Annotated in this window: 15 protein-coding genes; 9 read left to right on the forward strand and 6 right to left on the reverse strand. The window is 67.1% G+C overall.

Annotation, left to right across the window (positions count from 1 at the left end; translation table 11 throughout):
• Nucleotides 1-152 precede the first annotated feature (152 nt).
• The 3 genes from AC1HIY_RS10525 (at nt 153) to AC1HIY_RS10535 (ending at nt 6779) form a co-directional block, all read left to right on the forward strand.
• Nucleotides 153-4406 carry a S8 family serine peptidase gene (locus AC1HIY_RS10525; RefSeq protein WP_479576691.1) on the forward strand — a complete coding sequence of 1418 codons (4254 nt, stop codon included), beginning with the start codon at nt 153-155 and terminating at the stop codon, nt 4404-4406.
• A gap of 82 nt (nt 4407-4488) precedes the next feature.
• Nucleotides 4489-4926 carry an ATP-binding protein gene (locus AC1HIY_RS10530; RefSeq protein WP_479576692.1) on the forward strand — a complete coding sequence of 146 codons (438 nt, stop codon included), beginning with the start codon at nt 4489-4491 and terminating at the stop codon, nt 4924-4926.
• Nucleotides 4923-6779 carry a class I SAM-dependent methyltransferase gene (locus tag AC1HIY_RS10535; protein ID WP_479576693.1) on the forward strand — a complete coding sequence of 619 codons (1857 nt, stop codon included), beginning with the start codon at nt 4923-4925 and terminating at the stop codon, nt 6777-6779. Before AC1HIY_RS10530 ends, AC1HIY_RS10535 begins: the two co-directional genes overlap by 4 nt.
• A gap of 54 nt (nt 6780-6833) precedes the next feature.
• Here the strand turns inward: AC1HIY_RS10535 and AC1HIY_RS10540 are convergent, their stop codons facing one another.
• Both AC1HIY_RS10540 and AC1HIY_RS10545 read right to left on the reverse strand, forming a co-directional pair.
• Nucleotides 6834-10622 (reverse strand): BamA/TamA family outer membrane protein, encoded by a 3789-nt coding sequence (locus AC1HIY_RS10540; protein ID WP_479576694.1) that lies wholly within the window; start codon nt 10620-10622, stop codon nt 6834-6836.
• A 37-nt stretch (nt 10623-10659) separates the two neighbouring features.
• Nucleotides 10660-11520: an SdiA-regulated domain-containing protein gene (locus AC1HIY_RS10545; protein WP_479576695.1), complete on the reverse strand. Its 861-nt coding sequence runs from the start codon at nt 11518-11520 to the stop codon at nt 10660-10662.
• 294 nt (nt 11521-11814) lie between these two features.
• Here AC1HIY_RS10545 and AC1HIY_RS10550 point away from each other — a divergent pair, with 294 nt between their 5' ends.
• On the forward strand, nt 11815-12501 hold the full coding sequence (locus tag AC1HIY_RS10550; protein ID WP_479576696.1) for a Pycsar system effector family protein: 687 nt from the start codon (nt 11815-11817) through the stop codon (nt 12499-12501).
• A gap of 64 nt (nt 12502-12565) precedes the next feature.
• The gene (locus tag AC1HIY_RS10555) at nt 12566-13390 is read left to right on the forward strand and encodes an MBL fold metallo-hydrolase (protein ID WP_479576697.1); all 825 of its coding nucleotides are present in this window, start codon (nt 12566-12568) and stop codon (nt 13388-13390) included.
• Between the two features lie 6 nt (nt 13391-13396).
• Here AC1HIY_RS10555 and AC1HIY_RS10560 read toward each other — a convergent pair whose 3' ends face one another.
• Entirely contained in the window at nt 13397-14140 is a 744-nt protein-coding gene (locus AC1HIY_RS10560; RefSeq protein WP_479576698.1) for a ParA family protein, read from the reverse strand.
• A 94-nt stretch (nt 14141-14234) separates the two neighbouring features.
• Complete coding sequence (locus tag AC1HIY_RS10565) at nt 14235-15803, reverse strand: CHAD domain-containing protein (protein ID WP_479576699.1); 1569 nt, start codon at nt 15801-15803, stop codon at nt 14235-14237.
• A 255-nt stretch (nt 15804-16058) separates the two neighbouring features.
• On the opposite strand from AC1HIY_RS10565, the gene AC1HIY_RS10570 reads away from it, so the two are divergent.
• Complete coding sequence (locus AC1HIY_RS10570) at nt 16059-16553, forward strand: SixA phosphatase family protein (RefSeq protein ID WP_479576700.1); 495 nt, start codon at nt 16059-16061, stop codon at nt 16551-16553.
• 10 nt (nt 16554-16563) lie between these two features.
• Here AC1HIY_RS10570 and AC1HIY_RS10575 read toward each other — a convergent pair whose 3' ends face one another.
• Nucleotides 16564-18966: a GAF domain-containing protein gene (locus AC1HIY_RS10575; protein ID WP_479576701.1), complete on the reverse strand. Its 2403-nt coding sequence runs from the start codon at nt 18964-18966 to the stop codon at nt 16564-16566.
• Between the two features lie 272 nt (nt 18967-19238).
• On the opposite strand from AC1HIY_RS10575, the gene AC1HIY_RS10580 reads away from it, so the two are divergent.
• The 3 genes from AC1HIY_RS10580 to AC1HIY_RS10590 all read left to right on the forward strand — a co-directional run bounded on the left by AC1HIY_RS10580 (nt 19239) and on the right by AC1HIY_RS10590 (nt 24000).
• Nucleotides 19239-20759 carry an SLC13 family permease gene (locus AC1HIY_RS10580; RefSeq protein ID WP_479576702.1) on the forward strand — a complete coding sequence of 507 codons (1521 nt, stop codon included), beginning with the start codon at nt 19239-19241 and terminating at the stop codon, nt 20757-20759.
• 167 nt (nt 20760-20926) lie between these two features.
• Complete coding sequence (locus tag AC1HIY_RS10585; protein ID WP_479576703.1) at nt 20927-23188, forward strand: PAS domain S-box protein; 2262 nt, start codon at nt 20927-20929, stop codon at nt 23186-23188.
• A 161-nt stretch (nt 23189-23349) separates the two neighbouring features.
• Nucleotides 23350-24000: a response regulator gene (locus tag AC1HIY_RS10590; protein ID WP_479576704.1), complete on the forward strand. Its 651-nt coding sequence runs from the start codon at nt 23350-23352 to the stop codon at nt 23998-24000.
• Between the two features lie 6 nt (nt 24001-24006).
• On the opposite strand, the gene AC1HIY_RS10595 is transcribed toward AC1HIY_RS10590, so the two are convergent.
• A complete protein-coding gene (locus AC1HIY_RS10595; RefSeq protein WP_479576705.1) occupies nt 24007-25032 on the reverse strand; it encodes a threonine aldolase family protein in 1026 nt (341 codons plus the stop codon).
• Between the last annotated feature and the right edge of the window lie 9 nt (nt 25033-25041).

The following is a 25041-nucleotide window of genomic DNA, read 5'->3' on the forward strand; positions in this document are numbered from 1 at the left end:
CTTTTTCGCATGGGATTACCCGATTTCCCGAACGAAAGACGGGGTGGTTCGTCCAATGGGCCGTTTGAGGACGTGGACGGACGGCACGCGCCGGTGAACGGATGCGCCGTCCGCCCTCATGGTCCGGCTTCCGTGCCCCGCCGTTTCTCCGCATGAAAAAAGCGCTCGTGCTTCTCGCTCTTCTCCTTGCGCCGTGCGCCGCCCGGGCGCAGGTGGAGGTGATCGTTCGTCTCTCCGACGATGCCGGAGCCGACCTCTCGGCGGCCATGACGGGCGCGGGCAAAGGCGGCGCATTCCCGGAACTCTTCGAGGCGGTGTCGGGCGTTCGGTCCGTGTTCGGACGTGCGGCGGCGGGCAAAAGCGCGGGCGCGCCGTTCGCGGCCTTCGTGCTCACCGTCGCCGACTCCTCGGCCCTCGAGACCGTCCGTGCGCGGTGGGCGGCCCATCCCGGTGTGGCCTACGCACAGCCGAACCACCGATACCGGATCGAAAGCCTCGACGCGGCGGCTTTCCCCACGAACGATCCGCTCGCCGACAGCCTCGACCACCTCGCCGTCATCCGCGCCGAAGAGGCGTGGACGATCACCACCGGCAGCCCGGACGTGCGCATCGGGCAGATCGACACGGGGCTTTTCTTCGAGCATCCCGACCTGGCCGGACAGATATGGGTCAACCCCGGCGAAGACCTCGACGGCGACGGACGCGTGACCCCCGGCGATTTCAACGGCCGCGACGACGACGGCAACGGCTTCGTGGACGACCTCCACGGATACGACTTCGTGGACCGCCCCGGCACGGTCGAACAGGGGGATTTCTTCGACCGCGACCCCGACCCGAGCGAGGACAACCTCCCGGGCGGCGGACGCGGGCACGGCACGACGGTCGCCGGCGTACTCGTGGCCGGGCGCGACAACGGCGTCGGCATCTCCGGCGTCGCGCCCGGCGCCCGTCTCGTCCCCCTTCGCGCCTTCGGGGCCGACGGCATCGGCGACGACGACGACATCGCGGCGGCGCTCGTCTATGCCGCCGAGACGGGCCTCGACGTGGTCAACCTCTCCTTCGGCGACGTCTTCGAGTCGCCGCTCATGCACGAGGCCATCCGGTACGCCGTCGCGCGCGGGACGGTGGTCGTCGCCTCGGCGGGCAACCTCGGCGGCGACGGCCCGCATTACCCGTCGGACTATCCCGAGGTGATCTCGACGGCGTGGTTCAATGCCGAGGGCACGGGCATCGCCTCGCGCGGAACGTTCGGTCTCGGCATCGACCTCGGCGCGCCCGGCTCACAGATCTATACGACCCTCATGCCGGGGCCGGACGCCGCCGCCCCGGACGCCGTCACGGCGTTGTACGGGCGGCGAAGCGGCTCATCGATGGCGGCCCCCATGGTCTCGGCGGCGGCGGCGCTCCTCCGCTCGCTCGACCCCTCGCTCACGCCCGCCGCCGTCCGCGCCGTCCTCACCGCCTCGGCCCGCGACGTGGACGCGCCGGGGTGGGATCACCGCACCGCCGCCGGCGTGCTCGACGTCGCGAACGCGCTCCTCCGCGCGCTCCCGGCCCGCACCGAGATCGTCTCGCCCCCCCATAATGCGGGCCTCGCCGCCGACACCGCGCCCATCGTCGGGACGGTCGTGGATCCCTCGTTCGACGCCTTCTCACTCTTCTTTACGCCCGGCGACGAGGACCCCGGCGACGCGTGGACGCCCCTCGTCGAGGGGCAGACGCGGCAGGTGTGGCGGGACACGCTCGCCGTGTGGGACCTCTCCGGTATCCCCGACGGCGTGTACACGCTCCGCCTCGTCGCCGCGCTTCGGACGGGCGGCGCCGTCGAGGACCGGCGGCGCGTCTTCGTCGACCGGACGCCGCCGCGCCTCACCGTGCATCTCCTCGACGACGGCCTCGTCGGCGCGGATCACGGCGTCGTGGCGGACGTGGCGACGGACGACCTCGCCGACGTGCGCATGGAACTCACGCGCGACGGGACGACGGCACGGGTGGACTCCGACCGCCGGGCGCGGCGGCACGGTCTCGTGTGGGCGGACCGCTCGGGCGCGGGCGGCGCCGTCACCGTCCGGCTCATCGCGACGAACGTCGCAGGCCTCGAAACGACCCACACGGCGAGGCTCGACGTGCCCGCTCGCGCGACGAACGAGGCGCTCTTCGAAGAAGAGACCCTCTCGATCCCGCACGGCTTCCTCCTCCCGAAGACCACCGACTTCGACCGCGACGGCCTCCTCGAAATCACCCTCAACCGGTATGAGAACGGATGGCTCGGCGACACCCTGGCCACGTACGAATGGGCGGGCGGGAGCTTCGCGGGCGCCTCGGCGGTGATCGCAAATGTCTTTCCACGGGACGCGGGCGACGCCGACGGCGACGGCCTCCTCGAACTGCTCACACAGGTCGGCGGCGCGACGCTCCTCCTCGAACAACCGACGTCCCGCGACTTTCCCTTCGAGACCGCTTTCCTCGACACCACCGGCCTCGCCAACCCCTTCGACACGAACGCCGCCTTCGGCGCGCGCCTGACCGACCTCGACGGCGACGGGCGCGGCGAGATCCTCGTGCACAATACGAAACAATGGCGCGTGCTCGAATACGACGGAACCACGTTCTCCGAGACGGCCCGCCTCGAAAACCCGACGGGCGTGGCGAACACTGAACTCGACGAGAACGACTTTCAGGAGCCCGAGGCCCTCGTCGACGACTTCGACGGCGACGGGCACACGGACCTCCTCGTGGGCGACAGCGACGGCGACTGGATCATGTACGAGAACACGGGCGAGGATGCGTTCCGCGCCGCGTGGACGTACGAGACGGACCGGTACAACGCCGGGAGCCGCTTCGCGAAAGGCGACTTCGACGGCGACGGTGTGCGCGAGTTCGTCACGTTCACGCAAAACTGGACGCAGATCACGCGCGACGGCGAGCGCGAGCCGGACGTGGGCCTCTTCTTTTTCTGGGAACGCGCGGGCGACGACGCGTACGCCGTCCGGGACAGCCTGCCGGTGGCGGGGCCGCTCTCGCGCCACGGTTCGATGACCGCCGCGGACTTCGACGGCGACGGTCGGGACGAACTCGTGATCGTGCACGCGCCGGACCTGTACGTGCTCGCCTTCGACGCTTCGGGAGGGCATGTGATCTTTCATCGCGGGGCGGAAGGGGAGGCGCGGCCCGGAGGCTTCCGGAGCATCGAGACGACGACGGGCGACTTCGACGGCGACGGCGTGCCGGAACTCATCGCCGCCGGCGCGGACGAACGGCTCCACCGCTTCGTCTATCGCGCCGCCTTCGCCGCGCTCGCACCGCCGCAGTGGGGGGACGCCTTCGCCCTCGACGCCGGGCATGTGCGCCTCGCGTGGCGCGCCGTCGGGGCCGACTCCGTGACCGTCTTCGCAGGCGATCCCGACGGCGCGCTCGACCCGCTCGCCACGACCGACGCCGACACGCTCGTGATCGCCGAGACGCGGGAGCGGCGGTACGCGCTCCGGGCGTGGTACGGCCTCACGTCCTCGCCGCTCACGGCGCCGCGCACCGTGCGGCCGCACGCCCCGGCGGTCGTCGCCGAAGTCGGGTATCCGGCGGATCGAACGGTCGAGCTCGTCTTCACCGAGCCGCTCGCCTCCGGCCTCCGCGCCGGCGGCTTCCGCCTCGACGGCGCCGGCGCGGCGTCGGCCCTTCTCATGGGGCAAGGCGGGCGCTCCGTCGTGCTTCGCTTCGAGGACCCGCCGGCGACGGCGGACACGCTCCGGTGGGCGGACGTGCGCGACGCCGAGGGCACGCCCGTGGGGCAGACCACGGCGGCGGTCCTTTTCCCCGCGCCCGAGGAGGGAAGCCTCATCGTCACCGCCTTCGAGATCCTCGACCGCTCGACGGTCACTTTGCTTTTCAGCGCGCCGCTCGACCCGGCTTTTGCCTCCGACGCCTCGAACTACCGCGTTCTTCCCGAGGGGGCCGTCGCCGAAGTCCTGTTCGACGCCGCCGCGCCCGACCGGGTGACGCTCCGCGTGGCGGGCCGTGTGCTCGGCGCGACGGGGCTCGAAACGTCGGTCGAGGTGCTCCGTATGCGATCGCTTGCCGGTCAGGTCCTCGCGCCCGAGGGGCGGGCGGTGCGGCTCGTCGAGGCCGCCGCCGATCTTTCGGACGTGTACGTCTTCCCGAACCCGTACCGGGCGGGCGTCCACCGAGCGCGCCTCATGATCGCGGGCCTGCCCGCCGAGGCGACGGTGCGCGTGCTCTCGCTTCAGGGCGGGCTCATCCGCGTGCTCGAAGAGACCGACGGCGACGGTGGAACGGCGTGGGACCTCCGGGACGAAGCGGGGCGCGCCGTCCCGTCCGGCGTCTACCTCATCCGCGTCGAAGCGCCCGGCCAACAACCCGTCCTTCGGAAGGCGGCGCTCATCCGGTAGCGGACGAGGGAAATAATCCGTTTATTGATCGTTTGAAAAAGAGCACGCGAACCCTTTTCCACCATCGTTTCCCGAACCCCGTATGTTTCCGAGCGACGATCCGATTCCCGACCGGCTTCAACTGGTGATGGCAAGCGAACATCTCCAACTCGAACGGGTCGTGGACCTGGCCGAGGAGTTTGTTTCGGCGCACGAGGCGGATGAGGATTTCATCTACCGCGTGGTCCTTCTGACGAGCGAGGCGTTCACGAACGCCATCGAGCACGGCAACCACCTCGATCCCGAGAAGAAAGTGAAGGTCGAGTTCAGCGCCGAGCCGGACCGCATCGAGGTGTGGATCGAGGATCAGGGGATGGGCTTCGTGCGCGAGGCGGTGGCGGACCCGCTCCATACGGACAATCTGCTCGAAGACGGCGGGCGAGGTCTGTATCTCATCGAGATGATGGCCGACGAGGTGAAGTATGAGAACGACGGGCGTCGCATCGGGATGATCTTTCACCGGCCGCACGGGGCGTCATGATCCCGTCCGGTCGTGCGGAGGCGGGGCGTCGCCCCACGCGGGTGGATGTGGCAATGCTCGCGCTGCTCGCGCTCGCCGTGGCGACGATGTCGGTGTGTGCGGGCGTGAAGGCGTGGTGGTACGGCTTCGTCGCGGCGGCGCTCGTGGCGGGCGCGCTCGTGGTGTGGCTGTGGCGGCGCGGGGCCTTCTCGACGCGGACGGTGCTCGTCGCGGCGGTGTGCTTCCGGCTGGCCGTTCTGTGGCTCCCGCCCACCCTTTCCGACGACGCCTACCGGTACGTGTGGGACGGCGTGCTTCAGGTCGAGGGCGTCAACCCGTACCGATACGTCCCGGAGGATCCGGCGCTGGCGCGCTTCCACGAGGAGCCCCTTTTCGACGAACTCAACTCGCCCGCCTTCTTCTCGGTCTATCCGCCGCTTTCCCAGCTTTTCTTTGCCGTGGCGGGGCTTTTTTACGGTTTCGGGTGGAAGGTCAGCTTCTACGTGCTCAAGGTGCTTCTGGCGGGGATGGAGGTGGGCGCGCTGGTCTTGCTCGCACGCATGGTGGAGGCCCGACGCCTGATCCTCTACGCCTGGCATCCGCTCGTCATCATGGAGGCGGCGGGGCAGGCGCACACCGAGGCGATCATGGTGTGCTTCCTCGTGCTCACGGTGTGGCTGGCGCGGCGCGGGCGCGGCGGATGGGCGGCGGCGGCGCTCGCGGGCGCGGGCTGGGTGAAGCTCTATCCGTTCGTGCTCTTTCCCTTCCTCTGGCGGCGGTTCGGATGGCGCGCCGTGTGGCCGCCGCTCGCCGTCACCGCGCTGCTCCTCGTCCCCTACGCCGACCCGAGCCTCCCGGGCCACGTCATGGCCTCGCTCGATCTGTACGTGCGGTACTTCGAGTTCAACGCGGGGCCGTATTTAGCGGTGAAAAAACTCTTCCTCCTCGCCACCGGGGACGATTGGAGCAAAACGCTCGGTCCGGCCTTTCGCCTCGTCTTCCTTGCCGCGCTCCCGGCGCTGTACTTCGTCGACTGGCGGCGGAGGTGGCCGCTCCATCGCGCCTTCGTGTGGACGATGGGGGCGTTCTTTCTGTGCGCGACGACGGTGCATCCGTGGTACGTGCTCGGCCTGCTCGCGCTGGCGACGCTCGCCCCGCGCCCGTCGTGGCACTGGTTCTGGTTCGGTCTCTTCTCGATGGGCACGTACCTCCTGTACGTGGATGGGCCGTACGGGCTCTTCGTGAACCTGAGCTGGGGCGGATGGGCCGTGCTCGCCGCCGTGCGGTACGCCGACGCGCCGCTTCAATGGCTTCAGCGTCTTCGGGCGAAGCGCAAGCTCGCCGCCGTCCGTGACTTCTTCCCGTCCGATCGCCCCCTCTCCGTGCTCGATCTCGGCGCGGGGGAGGGGTACGTGGGCGAAGCCGCCGCCCGCGAACTCGGCGCGCGCGTCCACCTCGCCGACGTCGTGGACATGAACCGCACGGCGCTTCCACACACCCTGTACGACGGCCGCCGCCTGCCCTTCCCCGACGATGCCTTCGACGTGACGATGCTGTACTTCGTGCTTCATCACAGCGAGGACCCCACGGCGGTGCTCCGCGAGGCGCTCCGGGTGTCGCGGAGCGGGGTGGTCATCGCCGAGTCGGTGTACGAAAAGGCATGGGACCGCCGCCTGCTCACCTTCCTCGACACCCTGGCGAACCGCCTCCGCTCCGGCGGGCTCATGCGCGGGCAGGAGGAGCACCTGCACTTCCGCACCGTCGCCGGATGGCGCGCCCTCTTCGCCGAGCATGGCGCGGTGGTTGTTTCCGAGCGAAGACGCGGGCGGTGGGTGCACCGGCAGGCGCTCTTCCGGGTGGAGCGGGTCTCGTAAGGGCGTATCGCGTAGCCTCATGCGCCGAAGGTGCGCTTCGCCCCCGGAGGCCTTTCAGTACAGAAACCCGAAGCGCAGGCTGAAGAGCGTCTCTTCGCGGGAAGCATCGAGGGTGGCGGAAAGGATGAAGAGGTCGAAGAAGTCGAGCCACAGGCCGCCGCCGTAGCCCTGATGGTAACCCTCGAAGAAGGATTGCGAGACCCCGGCGTCGTCGTCCGCTTCGGTCCACACACGCCCGTTGTCGAGGAAGCCGAGGAGTCCCGCGTGCCCCCGTGCGACGTACGTGGAGAAGCGCAGGAGTTCGAGGCGAAGTTCGAGGTTCTGATAGAACGCCGTCCGCCCGGCGAAGCGGGTGCTTCGGAAGCCTCGGAGGTTGTCTTTCCCGCCGAGCGTGTTGGCGTGATAAAACGGGAAGTCGCCGGCGTTGTGGGCCACGCCGAGGCGTCCGGCCAGGGTCACCTGCGGGGAGAGCGAAGGGGAGAGGTAGAAGGCGAACGCCGAGGCGAGCCGCGCGTAGCGATCGGTCGTGTTGGCGAAGCCGAAGTTGAGGTCGGCGGTGTTCGTCCATCGGAAGCCCTGCCGGGGGTTGACGGCATGGTCGACCAGCGCCAGCGAAAGACCGGCCTCCACGCCGGCGAACCACTGGTCCTCGAACGATTCCCTGGAGATGCCTTCCTGGACCTGCCCGAGGAAGCGGTTCTCGTCGTCTCGCACCTTCGTGAATTCGAGCGTCGGTCCGAAGGACAGTTCGATGCCGCCGTCCATGGCGCGTCGGCGGAGCGTCGGCGCGAGGGTGGCCTGGCTGAGCCGGGCCTGATAGAAAGAGAATTCATCGACGAGGTCCTCGCGCCGGGTCTGGTTGCCGAGGCCGAGGAAGTTGCGGATATTGTTTGGCGAGAGCACCCGCGCGTCGAGGCCGAGGTCGAAGGCGCCGAGGGCTTCGGTGAAGCGGCCCTGGTAGACGACGTTGAAGGCCTGCGTAGAGGCGGCGAAGTTGGCGAGGATCGTGTGGCGGCTTGCATACGGCGTTTTCCGGAAGCCGTGCTTCATGATCTTCACGCCGCCGCCGAGGAAAAGGCCGTCGTCCTTGTTGGCTCCGAAGAACAGTTGCGGCACGGCCTCGTCGAAGCGGAACGCGAAGGGGTCGTACCGGTTGACGGCGGCGTCGTCGGAGGCGTGGACGCGCGTCTCGGGGCCGGGCGTGAAGCGCGCGCCCGCCTTCGTGTCGAAGAAGTGCGTCATGCGGCTCCGGCCGTCCACGCGGGAGCGGTCGATGAGGGTGTCGCGCCCCGGCCCCCCCACGGCGATGACGCGGATGCCGCGCTTCGCTGCGCCCGTCACCACGAAGTGATCGTCTCCGCCGAGGCCGTACAGCCGGATCTCGTCGGTCTCCGAGGTGAAGAAGACGCGGTGGAAAATGGGTTTTCGGACGACGCCCTCCTTCGTCGTCTTGAACACGGTGACCTCCGTTTCGCGGTCGTTCCGGCGCGTCACCTCGAAGCGCTCGTGCTTGTGGCTTCCCACCACGTCCACCGTCCCGGCAAGGATCTCGTAATAACGCTCGGCCACCTCGGGCAGCCGGTCGCGCCGGATGCGAAGCTTGCGGCGGTAGTCCTCCGCATAGAGGTCGCGAATCGGTCCGGGCCATCGGTGGAGGGCCGCGTCGATCACGTCGTCCGTCAGGCGGGCCTTCATGTCCTCGGCGACGGCGACCCAGTCCTCTCGGGTGAGCGCTGCGGCGAAGCGCCGATCCTGTTCGAGGCCGTTCTGGTTGAGTCCCTTCAGATACCCGTAGTCCTCATCGAAATCCTGAAATTTAGGCTCGAAATACCGGGTTTCGAGGAGCCATGGGAAGAGGCCGTCCATGCGGTTGAAGGCCCAGTCGCGGTCGCGCGGGATGGGGCGGTAGACCTTGCCTTCGGTGCGTGCCTCGCCTTCGAGGGCGGGGTCCAGCTCGTAGGGTTCGAAGGCGGCCCATCGCCACTGGTCGCGGTGCCGGTCCCAGTCGCTGAGGTACATGTCGAAGAGGCGGGAGCGGGCGAAGAAGCGGGCGTCGACGCGGTGGTCGTTGTCACCGTCGATGGCGTCGAAGAGCTTTGGCGCACCGATGACGTTGCGCGCCTCGCCGAAGCCGGGCACACCGCGCATGTCGTCGTCGGGCCGCTCTTCGAGCATCATGAGCCGGTCGGAGACGAGGGCTTCGTAGCGTCCGAGGCGGGGATCGCGGGGGACGTAGACGAGTTCGGGGTTGGTGTGATAGACCCCGGCGGCTTCGGCGAGGGGCGGGATGATGAACGCGCCATAGGGATGGAGGATGGCCACCTGATCGTCGAGCACGTCGGCGGCGGCGGTGTTCCGGAGGGCGGGGGGGAGGCTGCGCGAAGGGTCCTTCGTGATGGAACGAAGCACGTACGCGCGGCCGTCGGAGGCTTCGAGGCGCAGCGAGGTGGTCTGAAGGCCGCCCCCGCGTTTGAGGGGACGGAGCCCGCCTTTCGCCCGTCCGAGGTCGAGGACGCGGGCCTCGACGGGCGTGGTCCAGGCGGGGCGGTGCTCGACGCCGAAGAGGAGCCGGCGTATGGGGCCGGCGGCGAGGTCGGGCCGGGCGACGGCGACGACGGTGCTGTCGGTGAAGTCGGGGAACGGCCCGGCGGGCGGTGGCTCGGGCGCGAGGCGGTCCGGTCGCGGTCCGCTGAGGCGGTTGCGGAAGACGACGCGCCCGGTCGCGCCGTCGCTCTCGGGCTCCCACACGTCCATCCACACCGTGCCGTCGCGGTAATAGCGGAGTTCCATGAACCCCTGCGCGGCGTGCGTGAAGACGGCCTCACCGCCCCGCGCGGCAAAATCGGGCCGCTTCGATCCCCCTCCGCTGATGAGATGGTGCTGGTTCGCGTGGAGGAAATACTGGAGGTTGTGCTCGTGCCCGGCGGCGTAGACGAGCGTGCCGTCATCAATCCGGGCAAAGATGCTCGTGAGGGTCTGGCGGAGGGTCCGGTAGCGTCCGTAGGAGAGGTCCTGCGGTCCGCCGGCGGCGCGGATGTAGAGCGGAACAAGCGAGCCGAGGAGCGGGAGCGGCAGATAGGCCCATCCGATCTTCGCCGTGAGCGGGAAGAGGTGCTGCAGGAGCGGGGCATGCCCGGCATGACGTCCGTTCGAAAACAGCGGGTGATGCCCCAGGATGAGGAGGTCGCGGTCTCTGCGTTTGTGGACGATCTCGTCGAGTTCGAGAAAAAAGTCCTCGTCCTCGTGGATCTCATAATCGCCTGCGTCGCCATAGGGTTTGGGGGGATCTTCGAGCCACCACTGGGTGTCGAGGACGATGAGCGACAGGCGGTCGTCAAGCTTCACCTCGACCGGGCCGGGGAAGCCGTCGTCGGGGAGGAAGGCGTTGTCCTGGTTCGGCAGATGCGCTTCCACGAACGCCTCCTGCCTTCGCACGCCTTCCACGCCGCTGCGCCAGTCGTGGTTGCCCGGGAGGAAGACGACGCGCCCGGGGAAGTTCTCTACGGCGTGGATCTGGGCGAGGAGACGGGCCTCCGCCGTCGCTCGTTCGGGCGCGTCGGCCTCGGGCAATCCGCAGCAATAGGCGTTATCGCCGAGGAAGCCGACCAGGGCGTTCGTTCCCGCTGCGTCGAGCCGCGTCTTGAGGAGCCGGAGCGTCGGTGAAGCTTCCGTCGCCGCGCCCGCATCGCCGATGAGGAAGGCGCGGTAGGTGAGTTCTTCCTCCGGAGGCTGCGCCAGGCGTTCCCACCCCCGATACTCCGGCGCCACGTACGGACGCGACGACGAGCAGGCCGTGCCGAGCCAGAGAAGGACGAGCAGGGAAAGAGGCGCACTTCGGTTCATGGACGTCGCGGATGCGTGAGGACAGGGGTTGCGGCGTTCACGGCCCGGGATCTTCGGTTCCCGGATGATAGGCAAAACGGAGCAGGGTTGCTTTGCGACCGCCGCCTTCATTCGAAACGAAGAGGGTTCCGTCGGGGAGGAACGTGAGTCCTTCGGGCTGGGGGAAGCGTTTCTTGGGAAGCGCCCATACGTCGGAGACCGCGCCTTCGGGAGTGAGGACGAGGAGGACCTTGCGCACGGACGAAAGCACGTACACGCGCCCGGTGACGGGATGCACGGCGAGGGCCGACGGCTTGAAGTCGCTCATGTCGAAGACGGAGCCGAAGAGGTCGCGGAGTCGGCGGTCGAGGGCGCTTTCGTCGGAAGGGGGGAGCGCCTCTTTCGTGGGAATGGTGAAGACCGGCGCTTCGAGCCACGTGTTCGTCGTGAGGTCGAAGGCATAGACGGCGCGGTGGTGCTTGAGTCCTTTGCCCGGGTATTCCTTGCATGCGATGAGCAGCCGCTGCCGGTCGGGGTCATAGCCGAGGCCCTCGGTGTCGTATTTCGAGGAAAGCCGCGTCCGATGCTTCGTCACCTCCAGCTTCGGGGCGCGCCAGTCCGCGATCTCGAAGAGCGTGCCGTCGCTCCGGAGGACGAAGACGCGATGGCCCACGCGCTCGATGCCCTCGTAATCCCCGTGTTTCCCGAACTTCTTCCGTTCCGTGACCACGCCCGTCCGCGCATCGAGGATGAAGAGGATGCCCGCTTCGTCCTGTATCGCGCCGAGATGATTTTCGTCGAGCACGGTGAGGCCGGAGATCTCGCGGAGGGCGCGAGGGAGCTTGAAGACGGCCTCGGGTCGGTCGAAGGCATACGGGACGGCGGAGGTGTCGGCGCTCGTGTGGGAGGCGAAAGGCATGGGCGGCGGGGGCTGCCGGCACGCACCGTCGGCGCCGAGGCTCGTCCCCGGGAGCGCAAGAACGAGCGCGGCGCGCAGGAGGAAGGCTCCGGCGCGGGCGGCAAGGGTTTGGAACGCTTTCGTTTTTTTGTACACTAAGGGGCCGGGGAAAGGACGGGCATGGAGGGACGGATTCGCCGTCGGGGCGTGAGATAGTTTGCCGCCCGGTGCATACATAAGGGTTTGTCACCGTAATGGTTTCAATCGGGGATGTTTCTCAGCCGGGGGGCGCACAATATGGAAGGGTCCGAAAACATGGCTGCCGACGACGCCGGGACGGGCCGCACCGTCGCTTCGGTGGAGGCTTCCCATACGGAAGTCGTTTCCGAGCCGGCGGCGACGGTCAAAAAGCCGAAGAAGAAGCGCAAGCGAAAGAAAAAGTCCTCCGGTCCGGATAAGCCGAAGATCGGCACGTCGCGCGGGATCGAGACGATGTTTCGCACTTCGTATCGCACCCACATGGACCTGAGTGCGCTCGCCGACACGAAGGCGAACATCATGATCAGCATCAACGGCATCATCATCTCGATTTTGCTGGCCTCCATCGCGCCGAAGATCGACACGAACCCGTGGCTGCTCATCCCCACGGCGGTGCTCCTGATCACGTGTCTGGTGTCCATCGTGTACGCCGTGCTCGCCGCCCGTCCCCGCGTGCGCAGCGACGTGATCACGCTCGAAGACGTGCGCGACCGTCGGGCGAACATCCTCTTCTTCGGGCACTTTTCCTCGCTCTCACAGGATGATTTCGTGGCGGGGATGACCGACCTGATGCTCCACACCGACGATCTCTACCAGAGCATGATCCGCGACATCTATAACCTCGGGCTCGTGCTGAAGCGGAAGTTCGAACTGCTCCGTGTGGCGTACACCGTGTTCATGTTCGGCCTCATTGCGGGCATCATGCTCTTCATCGGAGTCTTCATATGGGTCGTTATGGATTGAACGGGGACGTTCCGGGCCGCGACGCCCCGGGTGCGGGGACGCCGGTAAGGGCGGAGGGATGCGCATGATCGTCACGTTCTGGGGCGTACGTGGTTCGGCGCCGAGCCCGGGACGGCAGACGTGCCGGTACGGCGGCAACACGTCCTGCGTGAGCGTGGAGGCGGGGGGGCGGGTGCTCGTCCTCGACGCGGGCACGGGCATCGTCCCGCTCGGCGAGACGCTCGCGGCTTCGGGCAAGGAGGTCTTTATCCTGCTCTCGCACCTGCACACGGATCATCTGATGGGCTTCCCGTTCTTCGAGCCGCTCTATTGCGCCGCCGAGCGGTTACACGTGCTCAGCTATGAGAAAGACGGACGCCCGTGGTCGCTCATGAACCTCCTCGATGGTTTCCATTTCCCCGTCGAGGCATCCGAACTCACGGTGCAGCCGCATCGCGTCGAGACGGACCCGCTCGGGTTCCTCCGGGCGCAGGGGTTCGAGGTGCGGCGGCATCCGGTCAACCATCCCGGCGGGGCCTTCGGGTATCGGGTGAGCCACGGCGGGCGCACGCTCGTCTTCGTCCCCGACAACGAGCTCGACCCGCCGGGTGCGGCCACGGTGGATTTTGCGGAACTGGCCGCTTTCTGCCGCGACGCCGACGTGCTCGTTCACGACGCGCAGTACCTGCCCTCGGATCTGCCGATGAAGTGGGGATGGGGACATTCGACGCTCGGACGGGCGTGCGCGCTCGCGGCGGCGGCCCGCGTGAAGCATTTCGTTCCCTTTCACCACGACCCCTGCCGGAGCGACGCCGCCCTCGACGCCATGCAGACCGAAGCCCGGGAAGCGCTGACCCCGGAGGGCATCGCGTGCACGTTTGCCTACGAAGGGCTCCGGATCGAACTGTGAGGGGCGTCACCCGAGGCGGGCTTTCACCTCTTCCCACAGCGCCCGGTACGCCCGGGCGGCGACGCTTTGCCGGTCGAAGCTCAGCAGCGGCGCCCGCGCCACCCCCATCCGCTCGACAGCGCTCGCGTACGGGATCACCGTCGTGAGGAATCCCTCGCGGCCGTCCGCGTATTCGGCGCAGATCTCCTTGTGCAGCCGCTTGCGACGGTCCACCATCGTGAAGAACGGCAGCTCCCGCAGCTTCTTCGGGCGCTCCTTCCGGAAATACTTGCGGATCTGTTCGAGCGTCCGGAGGGAGAGGGTGGTGGGGATGAGCGGGATGAGCAAGGCATCGGCGGCCAGGAAGGCGTTCTCGGAGACGAGCGAGAAGCCCGGCGGGCAGTCGAGAAAGATGTGGTCGTAGTCTTTCTTCAGGGGTTTGAGCAGCCGTGCGATCCTGCGGTCGGACTTGTCGGCGGCGTTGAGGACGAGGTCCATGTTCCGATACGAGAAGTCGGCGGGGAGAAGGTCGAGGTTCTCGAAGTCGGTCCCCTTGATGCGTCGGTCGAGGGCGCCCTTGCCTTTGATGAGGCGTTTCGCGCCGCCTTTCACCCTGGGTTTGACGCGGAAATAGAAACTGGCCGCGCCCTGCGGGTCGAGGTCCCAGATAAGGGTGCGCGCGCCTTCACGGGCCGAGAGATAGGCCAGGTTGACCGCGGTGGCGGTCTTTCCGACGCCGCCTTTGAGGTTGTAGACTGCGAGGATGCTCATGCGGGTGAGGAAGGTTGGAGAGGTTCAGCCGCGCCATGGGCCGTGGACCCTGTCGCGGGGGGGAAGCCTGTCCGGGCCTGAGGCAGGTGCTTCGTCATGCGGCGTGCCTGAACAGTTTCTCGAATCGCTTGCGATGCTCGGGGGAGGCGAACCGGGCGAAGCTCTCGGCGAAGGCGGCGCGGGCCTGAAGCTGCCGTTCGGCGAGATAGGCTTCGAGTCGCCCCATCGCGGTGAGCGTCTCTACCGGCGCGACGCCTTCGGCGGCCATCTGCCGCGCGAAATCCTGAAGCGCCTCTTGCTGCACGGCGAAGTCCTGATGATCGCCCAGGACGGTTTGAAGGCTCTTGACCGCCGGGATGAGGCGGCGCATGAGCTTATCCGGATACAGGCTCCGGAAAATTTCGAGGAGATACCGGAGTTTTTTGCACGTGATCCGCATCTCGTGAAGGGCCTCGGCAGGCGTCTGGGGACCGATGGCGCGGCCCTCCTTGAGCACGTTTCGGTAGGTCTTCCGGATGCGTTTCGAGACGACGTCGCGAAGCGGGCGCCCGGCCTCCGGGGTGGGCGGCTCGTCGGGGAGCGGCGCTTCGAGGAAGGCCCGCCACTCGCGCAGGAGCGCGCGGTACCGGGGCGTATCCATCGCCGCGACCATGGCGGCGTGCGCCTGACGCTGTCGTTTTTCGAGGAAGACGCCGAGGGGCGCGAGGTCGTCCCGCACGGACTCGGGCAGGTGCGCGCGATACTCGTCCATGCGAAGGAGGTACACGTCGAGGTCGCGCACGGGACTGGTGATCTCCCCGAGCCACTTGAATTCGGTGCGGAAGTGGGCCAGCGGTTCCGGAGGGAAGATGCGTTTGAGCTGACCGAGGATGGAGCGAGTGCGGCGGACGGCCACCCGGTAGTCGTGCACGAACTCGGTGTCGAGGTTTTCTCGGAGGCCGGGCTCGTTGTGCCGCATGGTGTCGAGCAGGTGGAGGAGCACCGGGCGGATGGCGCGGTCGGCGCGCTCCTTCGGGTCGAGGCGAAAGTTGAGCTTGGCGAAGTTGTCGCCGGGGGTGCGACCGATGGCGGCGAGGGCGCGCGTGAACTCGTGTCCGGCGTCTTCGGGGAGGGCGGCGACGTCGCGGAGGTAGGCTTCGAGCTTCCGTCTTGCCTTGCCGTAGCCCTTCACAGGCGCCACGCAGGCGCAGCCCGGGAGCACGCACCCGCTCCGCGCGGACGGTTTGCGGGCCTCGCCCCTGAGGCTTACGATGAGCCGGGCGGTGGTCTTGCGCTCCCGGTCGAGCACGGACAACCGGTGCTCCCGCAGCCGCACCTCGACGACGGGCATGAGCGCGCGCGGGTCCGTCGCTGCCGCCAGAGCTTCCCGGAAGGCGCCGGGCGGAAGGTCCTTCGCCATTCGCGGAGGTTTCGGGACGGACAGCGTGTACAGCGGCGTGCGGTCGGAGAGACGCTCCCATCGCAGAAGGCGGCCTTCCGGCGTGACCTCGAAGAAAAGCGCCGTGCCCGCGTCGTGGAGCCGCCAGTCGAACGTGTCGAAATACCGGCGGGTGACGGGAAGCGGCCCCGTCTGCTCGATGCGAAAACGATCGCGCACTCCGGCCAGAAGTGCCTCGACGTCCGTGTCCTCGGGAAGATTGAAAATTCGAAGGGCTTCACTCATCTCGTTTCCAAAGAAGAACAGGCTCCATGAACGGCGTCGTGACGACGCGGCGCTTTTCCTTCCGAAGACGTCACGGATGATCCGAAGATAAAGGATTCATGGGAGAAATATCCGGTCATTCGATCGTCGCGGGACGAGAGGCGAAGGGGGGCCGTGACGCGTGGTTTCCCCGGCAGTGTGCGGACATCTTCCCGGGGAATCGGTATACTGCGGGCTGCCGGAGCGGGGACTACGCAGACATGAACCCACGGAGCCATGAAGACGGTGCTTTTTTTTCGCCACGGGAAATCGGACTGGGATGCCGAATACGGCGCGGACCACGAGCGGCCGCTGGCCAGGCGGGGTCGAAAGGCGGCTGCGAAGATGGGCCGGTTCCTCGCGCAGGCGGGGCCGTTGCCCGACGCCATCGTCACTTCCTCGGCGGTGCGGGCGCGGGAGACGCTCGAACGGGCCATGCAAGCCGGGGGATGGGCCGACCGCCCCGTCCGGGTGACGCGGGCGCTCTACGAGGCCGGTCCCGAAGATCTCTTCGGTGAGGTGCGGGAAGAGGACGACGACGTCCGGACGCTCCTGCTCGTCGGTCATGAGCCTGCGTGGTCGGCGGCGGTGCGCGAGGCCATCGGCGGCGGGCGCTTGCGTTTTCCCACCGCTGCGCTCGCCCGCGTCGACTTCCCCGTCGCTCACTGGGCGGACGTCGTCTCCGGCGGGGGAGAACTGGTCTGGTTCGTCATCCCGAAGATCCTGCCGTAAGCCGTCGGGGCTAGGCTTCCACGCTCGATGCGCCGTCGCCGCCGGGAGGAGCGAACGCATCGAGGATCGGAGCCGGGACGACGTTCAGGGTGAGCGTCGGCTCTTCCTCGGCCACGGAGACACGGAGCGCGTGAAGGCCGTAGACCCCCTGGAGGTCTTCCAGGTCGAGCGTTTCGAGGTCGTCTTTCAAATACCCGCCGGCCTGAAGATATTCGATGTACCGGCGGTACTCTTCCGCCTCGCGCGCCTGCGAATACACCACGGCGATCTTGCCGGGTTGGGTCAGTCGCTCCTCGCGCCCCCGGATGCGCGCCTTGTCGATGCGTTTCTTGACGATCTCGTACCGGATATTGTACGCGCCGTCCACGTCGAACTTCTTCTCATCCTGCCGGAAGCGGATCGAGAGGGGAATGTCCTGAACGAGGATGAGGTGCGCCGTTTCGAGCGGGGTCTTGAGCGTCGGTTCGAGCCGCTTCATCTCCCAGACGATGCCGCACATCGTCATCAACTGCCAGAGCCGGATGTTGCGCAGATAGAGTCGGTCGAAGGTGCGGTTTTCGACCAGGGAGGCCCCGATGTACAGGTTGTAATCGACGCCGTCGGTCTTGTATTTCTCGAAGTAGTGCGGAAACATCTCCTGGGCCCGTTCCTCTTGCTCGTCGATATAGGCCGAGATGGTTTCGTTGATGAGCGTGACGCTCTCTTCGAAGTCTTTGCGTTGTCGGTAGAGGATGCCGAGGTCGGGGTCGAGGGCGGCCCGATAGACTTCGATTTTTTCCTGCACGCGCGCATCGATCTCTCCGAGCCGGTCAAAGAGGGGTTCCACATCCTGGTGCAGGAAGTCGATGATGGTGTTTTCGTCGCCGGAGCGGAGGTTGGACACGAGTTCCTCGATGTACTTACCGAGCCGGAAGCCGATTTCGTCGAGCACGGGAAGGTGCTGGTGGGTGCTCGCCTCGATGATGATGGAGAGCGCCATGCCCAGCTGTTCGAGCAGGTCGGCGCGGATGGCGTTGTTTCGGATGGTGGAGGAGCCGCGAATGTCGGAGAGGCCGTAAAGCGGGTAGACGTCGTGGAAGACGATGGACTCCAGTTCCGCGTGGCCGGTGTTCTCGAGTTGCGTCATGTAGCGGAGAGCCGCTTCGCGGAAGCGCCACTCGACGGTGGGGTGGATGGCCGTATACTGTTTCTTGATGAGGGCCTGCACCTGGTCCTCGCGCTCGGCGAGGCTGCGTTTCATGGCCGTGGCGAAGAGGGAGACGACCTCCTTGAGCATCACGGCGTTGAGCGCGTTGACCGCGCCGGGGTTCGGGGAGGCCAGTTCGAGCAGGCCGACGAGCTCGCCCTCGAAGCGGAGCGGGGCGAGGATGAGGTTGCGCAGGTTCTGATCGAGGAGGTGCTTCTCGAAGCCGGTGCAAACCTGGCAGTTTTCGAGGTCGTTGACCACGATGGGTTCTTCGGAGGAGAAGGCGCGGGCGTAATAGGAGTTCTCTTTGTGCGGACAGGACGGGGCGCCGGCGTTGGTCAGGAGCAGGCTCCGCCCGATGGGCTGCGCGCCCGTGATGGCGTCGAAGTCATCTTTCTGGAGACAGATCAGCCCGAGCCGAAGCTCCGGCGCCTGCAGGAGCATGCGCAGGCGCATCTGGAGGGTGTCGATCTTTTCGAGAGAGGTGAAGGCGTCGCGCTGAAGGAGGTCGTCCTTGAGGCGTGAGAGCACCTGCTGCGCCGTCACGTCTACGGCGGTCATCACCACGAAACCGTGAAAGGCGAACCGTTCGGGCGGGAGCGTCTCCATCCACAGCGCGAGGTTCGTCGGCTCGTTGAGGAGGCACTGGAGCATCTCGTCGGAGAGCTCTTGCCGGGGTCCGCGCAACTCGATGGTGGCAAACCGCGTGTCGATGGCGATGTTGTAGTGTTTCTTCAGCCCCGTCTGCTCGTCGGTGGTCGTGACGATCATGGGGTAATCGAAGTTGACCTCGACGCCGTAGTGTTCTCGAAGAATGTAGTGATAGGCCTTCAGCGCGCGGGCGGTCATCATCTCGCCCCGGCATTCGGGGGGACCTTCCGTGAGTTCCGCTTTCATCCGTTCGGGCATCTTCAAACGGGCAAAGGCGGAGGTGGCGTAGAAGCTGACGAGCTTGAACGGGACGAAGGCGGCGGCGTACGTTTCCTCCCACAGCGCCATCGGAAAGACGGCGGACATCAGGAGGTCGAGCAATTCGAGGTGTTTTTCAAGGGGTTCGAGATCGTCGAGCGGCTGCGTCAGTTCGGGCGCGTCGTCGAGGCGGTCGAGGATGGTGCGGGCCATCACGGCGCGCGGAGAGGCATCGTCCTCGGCCACCTCACGCCAGAAGTCGATCAGGGGCGCGAGGCTGAGTGTGCGCTCAAACGGGAAAGGATCGTGCGTGTCCATCGCGAGGGTGGAGGATGGTAGTAGCGTCGGAGCGGGCGGTGCGGAGTGATTCAGAGCTATGAAAGCGTTGAACGGATGGAATCTTCTGCGGTTGCGGGGGAGCAATGATCGCGCTTTTTCTCGAAGGACGATTCATCGCGAGATATTCGCTATTTTCCTTTTGGATTCCCGTGAAGAGGGAGCGTTACGCGTCTGGGTTTCGGGGTTTAAAATGTTTATAAACAAATGGTTGTTTTTCGTGGAAACGAATGGGGTGACGAGAGGGAGGGCGTATGACGGATGCGTATGAGGGGCGCGCGAAGGCGGGTAAAGGTCTCCGGTCGGCAAAGCGGCTCGGGCTGTTCGGGGGGGCGGCCCTGTTCGGGGTGATGCTGTGGGCGGGCGCGCCGGAGGGGCTTTCGGCCCCGGCGTGGCATGCGGCGGCGGCAGGCGCGCTCATGGCCGTGTGGTGGATGACGGAGGCCGTGCCGATCCCGGTGACGGCGCTCTTGCCCCTGGCGCTCTTTCCCGTGATCGGCGTCGCAGGCATCCGGGAGACGGCGGCGCCGTACGCGAACCCGCTCATCTTCCTCTTTCTCGGCGGCTTCGTGATCGCCGAGGGGATGCAACGCTGGGGGCTGCATCGCCGCATCGCGCTCGGCATCATCACGCGTCTCGGCGCGCGTCCCGGCGCGATCCTGGCGGGGTTCATGGCGGCCTCGGCCTTTCTGAGCATGTGGGTCAGCAATACGGCCACGGCGCTGATGATGCTGCCCATCGGGCTGTCGGTGGTCGAACTGACGCATACGGCTGCGGGGGGCGAGCAGGCGGCCCGCCGACCCTTCGCCATTGCGCTGATGCTCGGCATCGCCTATGCGTGCAGCATCGGCGGACTCGGCACGCTCATCGGCACGCCGCCGAACACGCTGCTGGCGGGCTTCCTGAGCGAGACGTACGGCTATCAGATCGGCTTCGCGCAGTGGATGCTCGTGGGGCTGCCGCTGGTGGCGGTGGGGTTGCCGATGACGTATCTCGTGCTGACGCGGGTGGTCTTCCGCCTCCGCCTGACCTCGCTTCCGGGCGGGCGGGCGTTGCTCGAAGAAGAACGCCGCCGCCTCGGGCGCATGAGCGGGCCGGAGTGGAAGGTGGCGTTCGTCTTTGCGCTCGTGGCGGCGCTGTGGATGACGCGCCCGCTGCTCGCCGACGTCGTGCCCGGGCTCTCCGACGCCGGCATCGCCGTCTCCGGGGCGGTGGTTCTGTTCCTGCTTCCGGCCGACCGGCGGCGCGGCGTGCCCCTCCTGACGTGGGAGGACGCCGAACGCCTCCCCTGGGGCGTGCTCGTGCTCTTCGGCGGCGGGCTGACCCTGGCCTCGGCCATCAACGGCACCGGGCTGGCCGCCTGGATCGGCGAGGGGCTCAGCGGCGTCGGCGCCTGGCCGCTTCCGCTCGTGGTCTTCACCGTGACGGCCACGGTGATCCTGCTGACCGAACTGACGAGCAATACCGCCACGGCGGCGGCGTTCCTGCCCATCGTGGCGTCGGTGGCCGTCGGCATCGGGCAGAACCCGCTGCTCTTCGCCCTCCCGGCGGCGGTGGCGGCGAGCTGCGCGTTCATGCTCCCCGTAGCCACCCCGCCGAATGCCATCGTCTACGGCAGCGGAACGCTGAAGATCTCCGACATGGCGCGCGCGGGCATCGTGCTCAACGTCCTTTTTGCCCTGCTCATTACGCTTTTCGCCTTCACGCTCCTCCCGCTCGTCTTCGGCGTCGAGGTGGGCGTGTTGCCGGGCTGGGCGGTTACGCCCGCCCCCTGAGGGCGCCCCCCCTCGTCGCAATCGTGCCGGGGAATCCCTTACGGAGGCCGTAGGGGAAACCTTGCGACAATTGTTGGGACAGGATGGTACCCTGAAACGATTGAGGCGTCGGGGGAGGCTCGTATCCCTCGGTCGAGCGCGCGCCGCCATCCAAGAATTTCTCGATTATGCCGCCAATCTCATCGGAGCCCGCCGCGACGCGGGCGAGCGCCACGAAAGCGGAACCGGGCGAAGCGCATCGGCTCGTCGCGTTGCTGGTGGGAGGCGCCCGTCGCACACGGAAGGCCCTGCGCGCGGCGCTGTCGGCGAGCGGGAGCGAGGTGCTCGTGTGCCGCAATGTGAAAGAGGCCCGGTCCCTTGTCCGGGAACGGCGACCGAACCTCGTCATCCTGGGCCACGTCGATGCCGAGATGCTGGCTTTCAGCCGGGACCTGCGGGCGGAGCATGGCGAGGCGGTCTCAGTGCTCGCCGTGCTGGGCGAGGAGGCCGAAGCCTACCTCGAAGAACTGCTCCGAGCCGGCATCGACGACAGCGTTCATCCCGAGCACCACCTTGACGTGCGCCTGGCGTTCTGGGCGCAGAAGACGCGCCTGCGCGAAGAACGCGCCCGCATCCGAAGACAGCTCGAAAAAGAACGAAACAGGCTCCAGCAGTACCTCGACATTGCGGGGGTGGTCTTCGTCGTGCTCGACCGGGAGGGGCGCGTGACGCGCATCAACCGGAAAGGCTGCGACCTGATCGGGCTTCCCGAGGGCGAGATCGTCGGCAAGCTGTGGTTCGACCATTTCATCCCGGAGCGTCTCCGCAAAGACGTGTGGAAGGTGTACCGCGCGCTCATGAGCGGGGAGCGCGAGGCATCCGAGCATTACGAGAACCCGATCCTTACGGCTTCGGGAGAGGAGCGCCTCATCGCGTGGAGCAACGCCGTCATCCGCGATGAGGCGGGCGAGATCACGGCGACGCTCAGTTCGGGCACGGACATCACCGAGCGGAAGCGGATGGAGGACGCGCTGCGGCAGAGCGAGGAGCGGTTCCGCACGCTCTACAATCAGACCCCCGCCATGCTCCACTCCATCGACCGGGAGGGGCGCCTCGTGAGCGTGAGTGAGTACTGGCTCGAACGCATGGGCTACACGCGCGACGAGGTGATCGGTCGCCCGCTGAGCACGTTCATGACGGAGGCTTCGCGCCGGCGCGCCGAGACGGAGCATTTCACGGCGTTCTTCGAAACGGGATCGTGCCGGGATATCGAGTATCAGTTCGTCCGAAAAGACGGTGCGGTGCTCGACGTGCTCCTTTCGGCCACGGCCGAACGCGACGCCTCCGGGCGCGTCGTTCGCTCGCTGGCCGTCGTCGAGGACGTGACCGAACGCAAACGCACCGAGGAAGCCCTTCGCGAGAGCGAGGCGCGCGGGCGCGCCATCCTCGAAACGACGGTCGACGGCATCGTGACGGTGGACGAAGGCGGCATCATCCGGTCGTTCAACCAGGCGGCCGAGCGCATCTTCGGCTATGCGGCGGACGAGGTGATCGGAGCGCCGCTCAGCCTCCTGATGCCCTCGCCGTACCGGGAGGAGCATGACGGGTACATCCGCAGCTACCTCGAAACCGGCCACCGGAAAATCATCGGGATCGGACGCGAGGTCTACGGGCTTCGGAAAGACGGCTCCACGTTCCCGATGGAACTGGCCGTAAGCGAAGTGCGCCTCCGCGACGGGGTCATCTTCACCGGCATCGTGCGCGACATCACCGACCGGCGGCGGCTCGAACAGGAGATCCTTCGCATCAGTGATCAGGAGCGGCGGCGCATCGGGCAGGATCTGCATGACGGGCTCGGGCAGATGCTCACCGGCATCGGGCTGATCAGTCAGAACCTCGCGCGCGTCATGAGAGCGGGGGGAGACGAGCGCGCCGGGGAGGTGGAAGAGATCACGGAGCTGATCAAGGAAGCGGACCAGTATGCCCGGAGCCTGGCGCGCGGGCTCGTGCCGGTGGACCTCGACGAGCAGGGGCTGGCGACGGCCCTCGCCCGGCTCGCGAAAAACGCCGAGCGGCTCTTCGGGATCACCTGCACCTTCGAGGAAGTCGGCTCTTCGCCCATCTACGATGAGAACGTGGCGATCCACCTTTACCGCATTGCACAGGAGGCTGTGAGCAATGCCGTCAAGCACGGGCGGGCGTCTACGGTGCGCGTGATGCTGGCCGCGGGCGAGGATCAGGTGCGCCTGCGCATCCAGGACAACGGCGTCGGCTTCCCGGATAAGCTCGACGACGATCACGGCATGGGCGTCCGGATCATGCAGTACCGGGCCCGCATGATCAGCGGCGTGCTCGACATCCGGCGCGGCCTCAAGGGCGGTTCCGTGGTTACGTGCACGCTCACCCGGCTTTCTACGGAAAAACCCGATCTACGCGGCCTTTCCCTGTGAGCGTTGCCCGACCGCGCCGAGCGCCGTGAAAGGCTATGTATTCAAAAATGAGTACCGTAGATTGCCTCGAAGCGGCCTCGCGCCGACCTTACGCCGGAACCGTCCCGGAAGGGCGCTCCGTTTGTGAACCCGGAACCATGAAAACCTCTGATCCCGGAACCATGAAAAAGATACTCGTCGTCGACGACCATCCCTTGATGCGCAAAGGGCTATCTCTGAGCATCGACAGTGAAACGGACCTGAGCGTGGTGGCGCAGGTGGCCAATGCCGAGGAGGCTATCGAGGCGCTCGAACGGCACGATCCGGATATGGCGGTGGTAGACATCTCGCTGCCCGGCATGAGCGGGCTCGAACTGATCAAGCACCTGCTCGCGCTCAAGCCGTCGTTGAAGATTCTGGTCGTCTCGCGCCATGACGAGTCGTTGTATGCCGAGCGGGCCATTCGGGCCGGGGCGCGTGGCTACGTGATGAAGCTCGAAGCGGGCGGGGTGATCGTGAAGGCCGTCCGGCGCGTGCTCAACGGAGGGATATACGTGAGCGAGGAGATCAACGAACGGCTCTTGCTCGGCATCGCCTCGGGGCATGAGACGCTCACGAAGTCGCCGCTCGAAGTGCTCAGCGACCGCGAGCTCGAGGTGTTCGAACTGACCGGACGCGGCCACGGCACACGAGAGATCGCCGAGCGGCTGCATCTTTCGGTCAAGACGGTGGAGTCGTACCGGGCGCGCATCAAGAACAAGCTCAACCTGGGCAGCGCCGCCGAACTGATGCAGCACGCCGTGCAGTGGGTCGAAGGGGAGGGCACGGGCTGAGCGGGCTCAGGCGCGTCCGTAGAGGCGGCGCATCACGGCGAGGGCCGTGTCAATGTCATCCATCGAGACGTCGAGATGGGTGGTGGCGCGTATGGTAGCCGGGCCGAAGGGGACCATGAGCACGCCTTCGGCCTTTAGCTCGCCGAGCGTTCGGAGCGCGTCTCCGTGGTCGACGTCGAAGATGACGATATTCGTCTCCACGCGGGCAGGGTCGAGCGAGAAGCCGGGCAGTTCGGCGATGCCTTCGGCGAGGCGGCGGGCTTTGTCGTGGTCCGCTGCGAGGCGGGCGCGGTGGTGTTCGAGCGCATAGAGACCCGCCGCCGCCAGGATGCCCGCCTGCCGCATCCCGCCGCCCCACATCTTGCGGTAGCGGTGCGCCTCGGTGAGAAGGTCCTTCGGTCCGGCGAGCACCGAGCCGACGGGCGCGCCGAGGCCCTTCGAGAGGCACACGCTCACGGTGTCGAACGGGGCGGCGTAGTCCTTCTCCGGGATGCCGGTGGCCGCCGTTGCGTTCCACAGCCGCGCCCCGTCGAGGTGGCTTCCGAGGCCGTGCGCACGCGCCACGTCGGTGATCGCGCGGAGGTTCTCCATCGGATAAACGCGCCCGCCGGCCTGGTTGAGCGTGTTTTCGAGGCAGACCAGCCGGGTCCGCGCGAGCCAGTAATAGCCGGGTCGCACGGCGGCCGCCACCTGCCGCCCCGTCAGCACGCCGTCCTCGCCCGTGAGCGTGCGCGTGACAACGCCGGAGAGCAGCCCGGGCGCGCCGGACTCATAGTTGAAAATGTGCGAGGTCGTTTCGAGAAGAACCTCATCGCCGGGCTGGGTGTGGACTTTGAGCGCGAGCTGATTGCCCATCACGCCGGAGGGGACGAAGAGCGCCGCCTCCTTGCCGAGCAGGGACGCCACGGTCTGTTGCAGTCGGCGCACCGTCGGATCCTCACCGAAGACGTCGTCGCCCACTTCGGCTTCGTACATCGCGCGGCGCATGCCTTCGGTGGGCCGGGTCACCGTGTCGCTCCGGAGGTCGATCATCGCAAAGGG

Source organism: Rhodocaloribacter sp. (assembly GCF_056451265.1).

Bases quoted from the DNA above. Each gene is read 5' to 3' on its own strand.
- AC1HIY_RS10575 (WP_479576701.1), bottom strand. From the start codon at position 18,966: ATGGACACGCACGATCCTTTCCCGTTTGAGCGCACACTCAGCCTCGCG.
- AC1HIY_RS10525 (WP_479576691.1), top strand. From the start codon at position 153: ATGAAAAAAGCGCTCGTGCTTCTCGCTCTTCTCCTTGCGCCGTGCGCC.
- AC1HIY_RS10540 (WP_479576694.1), bottom strand. From the start codon at position 10,622: ATGAACCGAAGTGCGCCTCTTTCCCTGCTCGTCCTTCTCTGGCTCGGC.
- AC1HIY_RS10595 (WP_479576705.1), bottom strand. From the start codon at position 25,032: ATGATCGACCTCCGGAGCGACACGGTGACCCGGCCCACCGAAGGCATG.
- AC1HIY_RS10585 (WP_479576703.1), top strand. From the start codon at position 20,927: ATGCCGCCAATCTCATCGGAGCCCGCCGCGACGCGGGCGAGCGCCACG.
- AC1HIY_RS10565 (WP_479576699.1), bottom strand. From the start codon at position 15,803: ATGAGTGAAGCCCTTCGAATTTTCAATCTTCCCGAGGACACGGACGTC.
- AC1HIY_RS10530 (WP_479576692.1), top strand. From the start codon at position 4,489: ATGTTTCCGAGCGACGATCCGATTCCCGACCGGCTTCAACTGGTGATG.
- AC1HIY_RS10580 (WP_479576702.1), top strand. From the start codon at position 19,239: ATGACGGATGCGTATGAGGGGCGCGCGAAGGCGGGTAAAGGTCTCCGG.
- AC1HIY_RS10535 (WP_479576693.1), top strand. From the start codon at position 4,923: ATGATCCCGTCCGGTCGTGCGGAGGCGGGGCGTCGCCCCACGCGGGTG.
- AC1HIY_RS10570 (WP_479576700.1), top strand. From the start codon at position 16,059: ATGAAGACGGTGCTTTTTTTTCGCCACGGGAAATCGGACTGGGATGCC.
- AC1HIY_RS10555 (WP_479576697.1), top strand. From the start codon at position 12,566: ATGATCGTCACGTTCTGGGGCGTACGTGGTTCGGCGCCGAGCCCGGGA.
- AC1HIY_RS10550 (WP_479576696.1), top strand. From the start codon at position 11,815: ATGGCTGCCGACGACGCCGGGACGGGCCGCACCGTCGCTTCGGTGGAG.
- AC1HIY_RS10560 (WP_479576698.1), bottom strand. From the start codon at position 14,140: ATGAGCATCCTCGCAGTCTACAACCTCAAAGGCGGCGTCGGAAAGACC.
- AC1HIY_RS10590 (WP_479576704.1), top strand. From the start codon at position 23,350: ATGAAAAAGATACTCGTCGTCGACGACCATCCCTTGATGCGCAAAGGG.
- AC1HIY_RS10545 (WP_479576695.1), bottom strand. From the start codon at position 11,520: ATGCCTTTCGCCTCCCACACGAGCGCCGACACCTCCGCCGTCCCGTAT.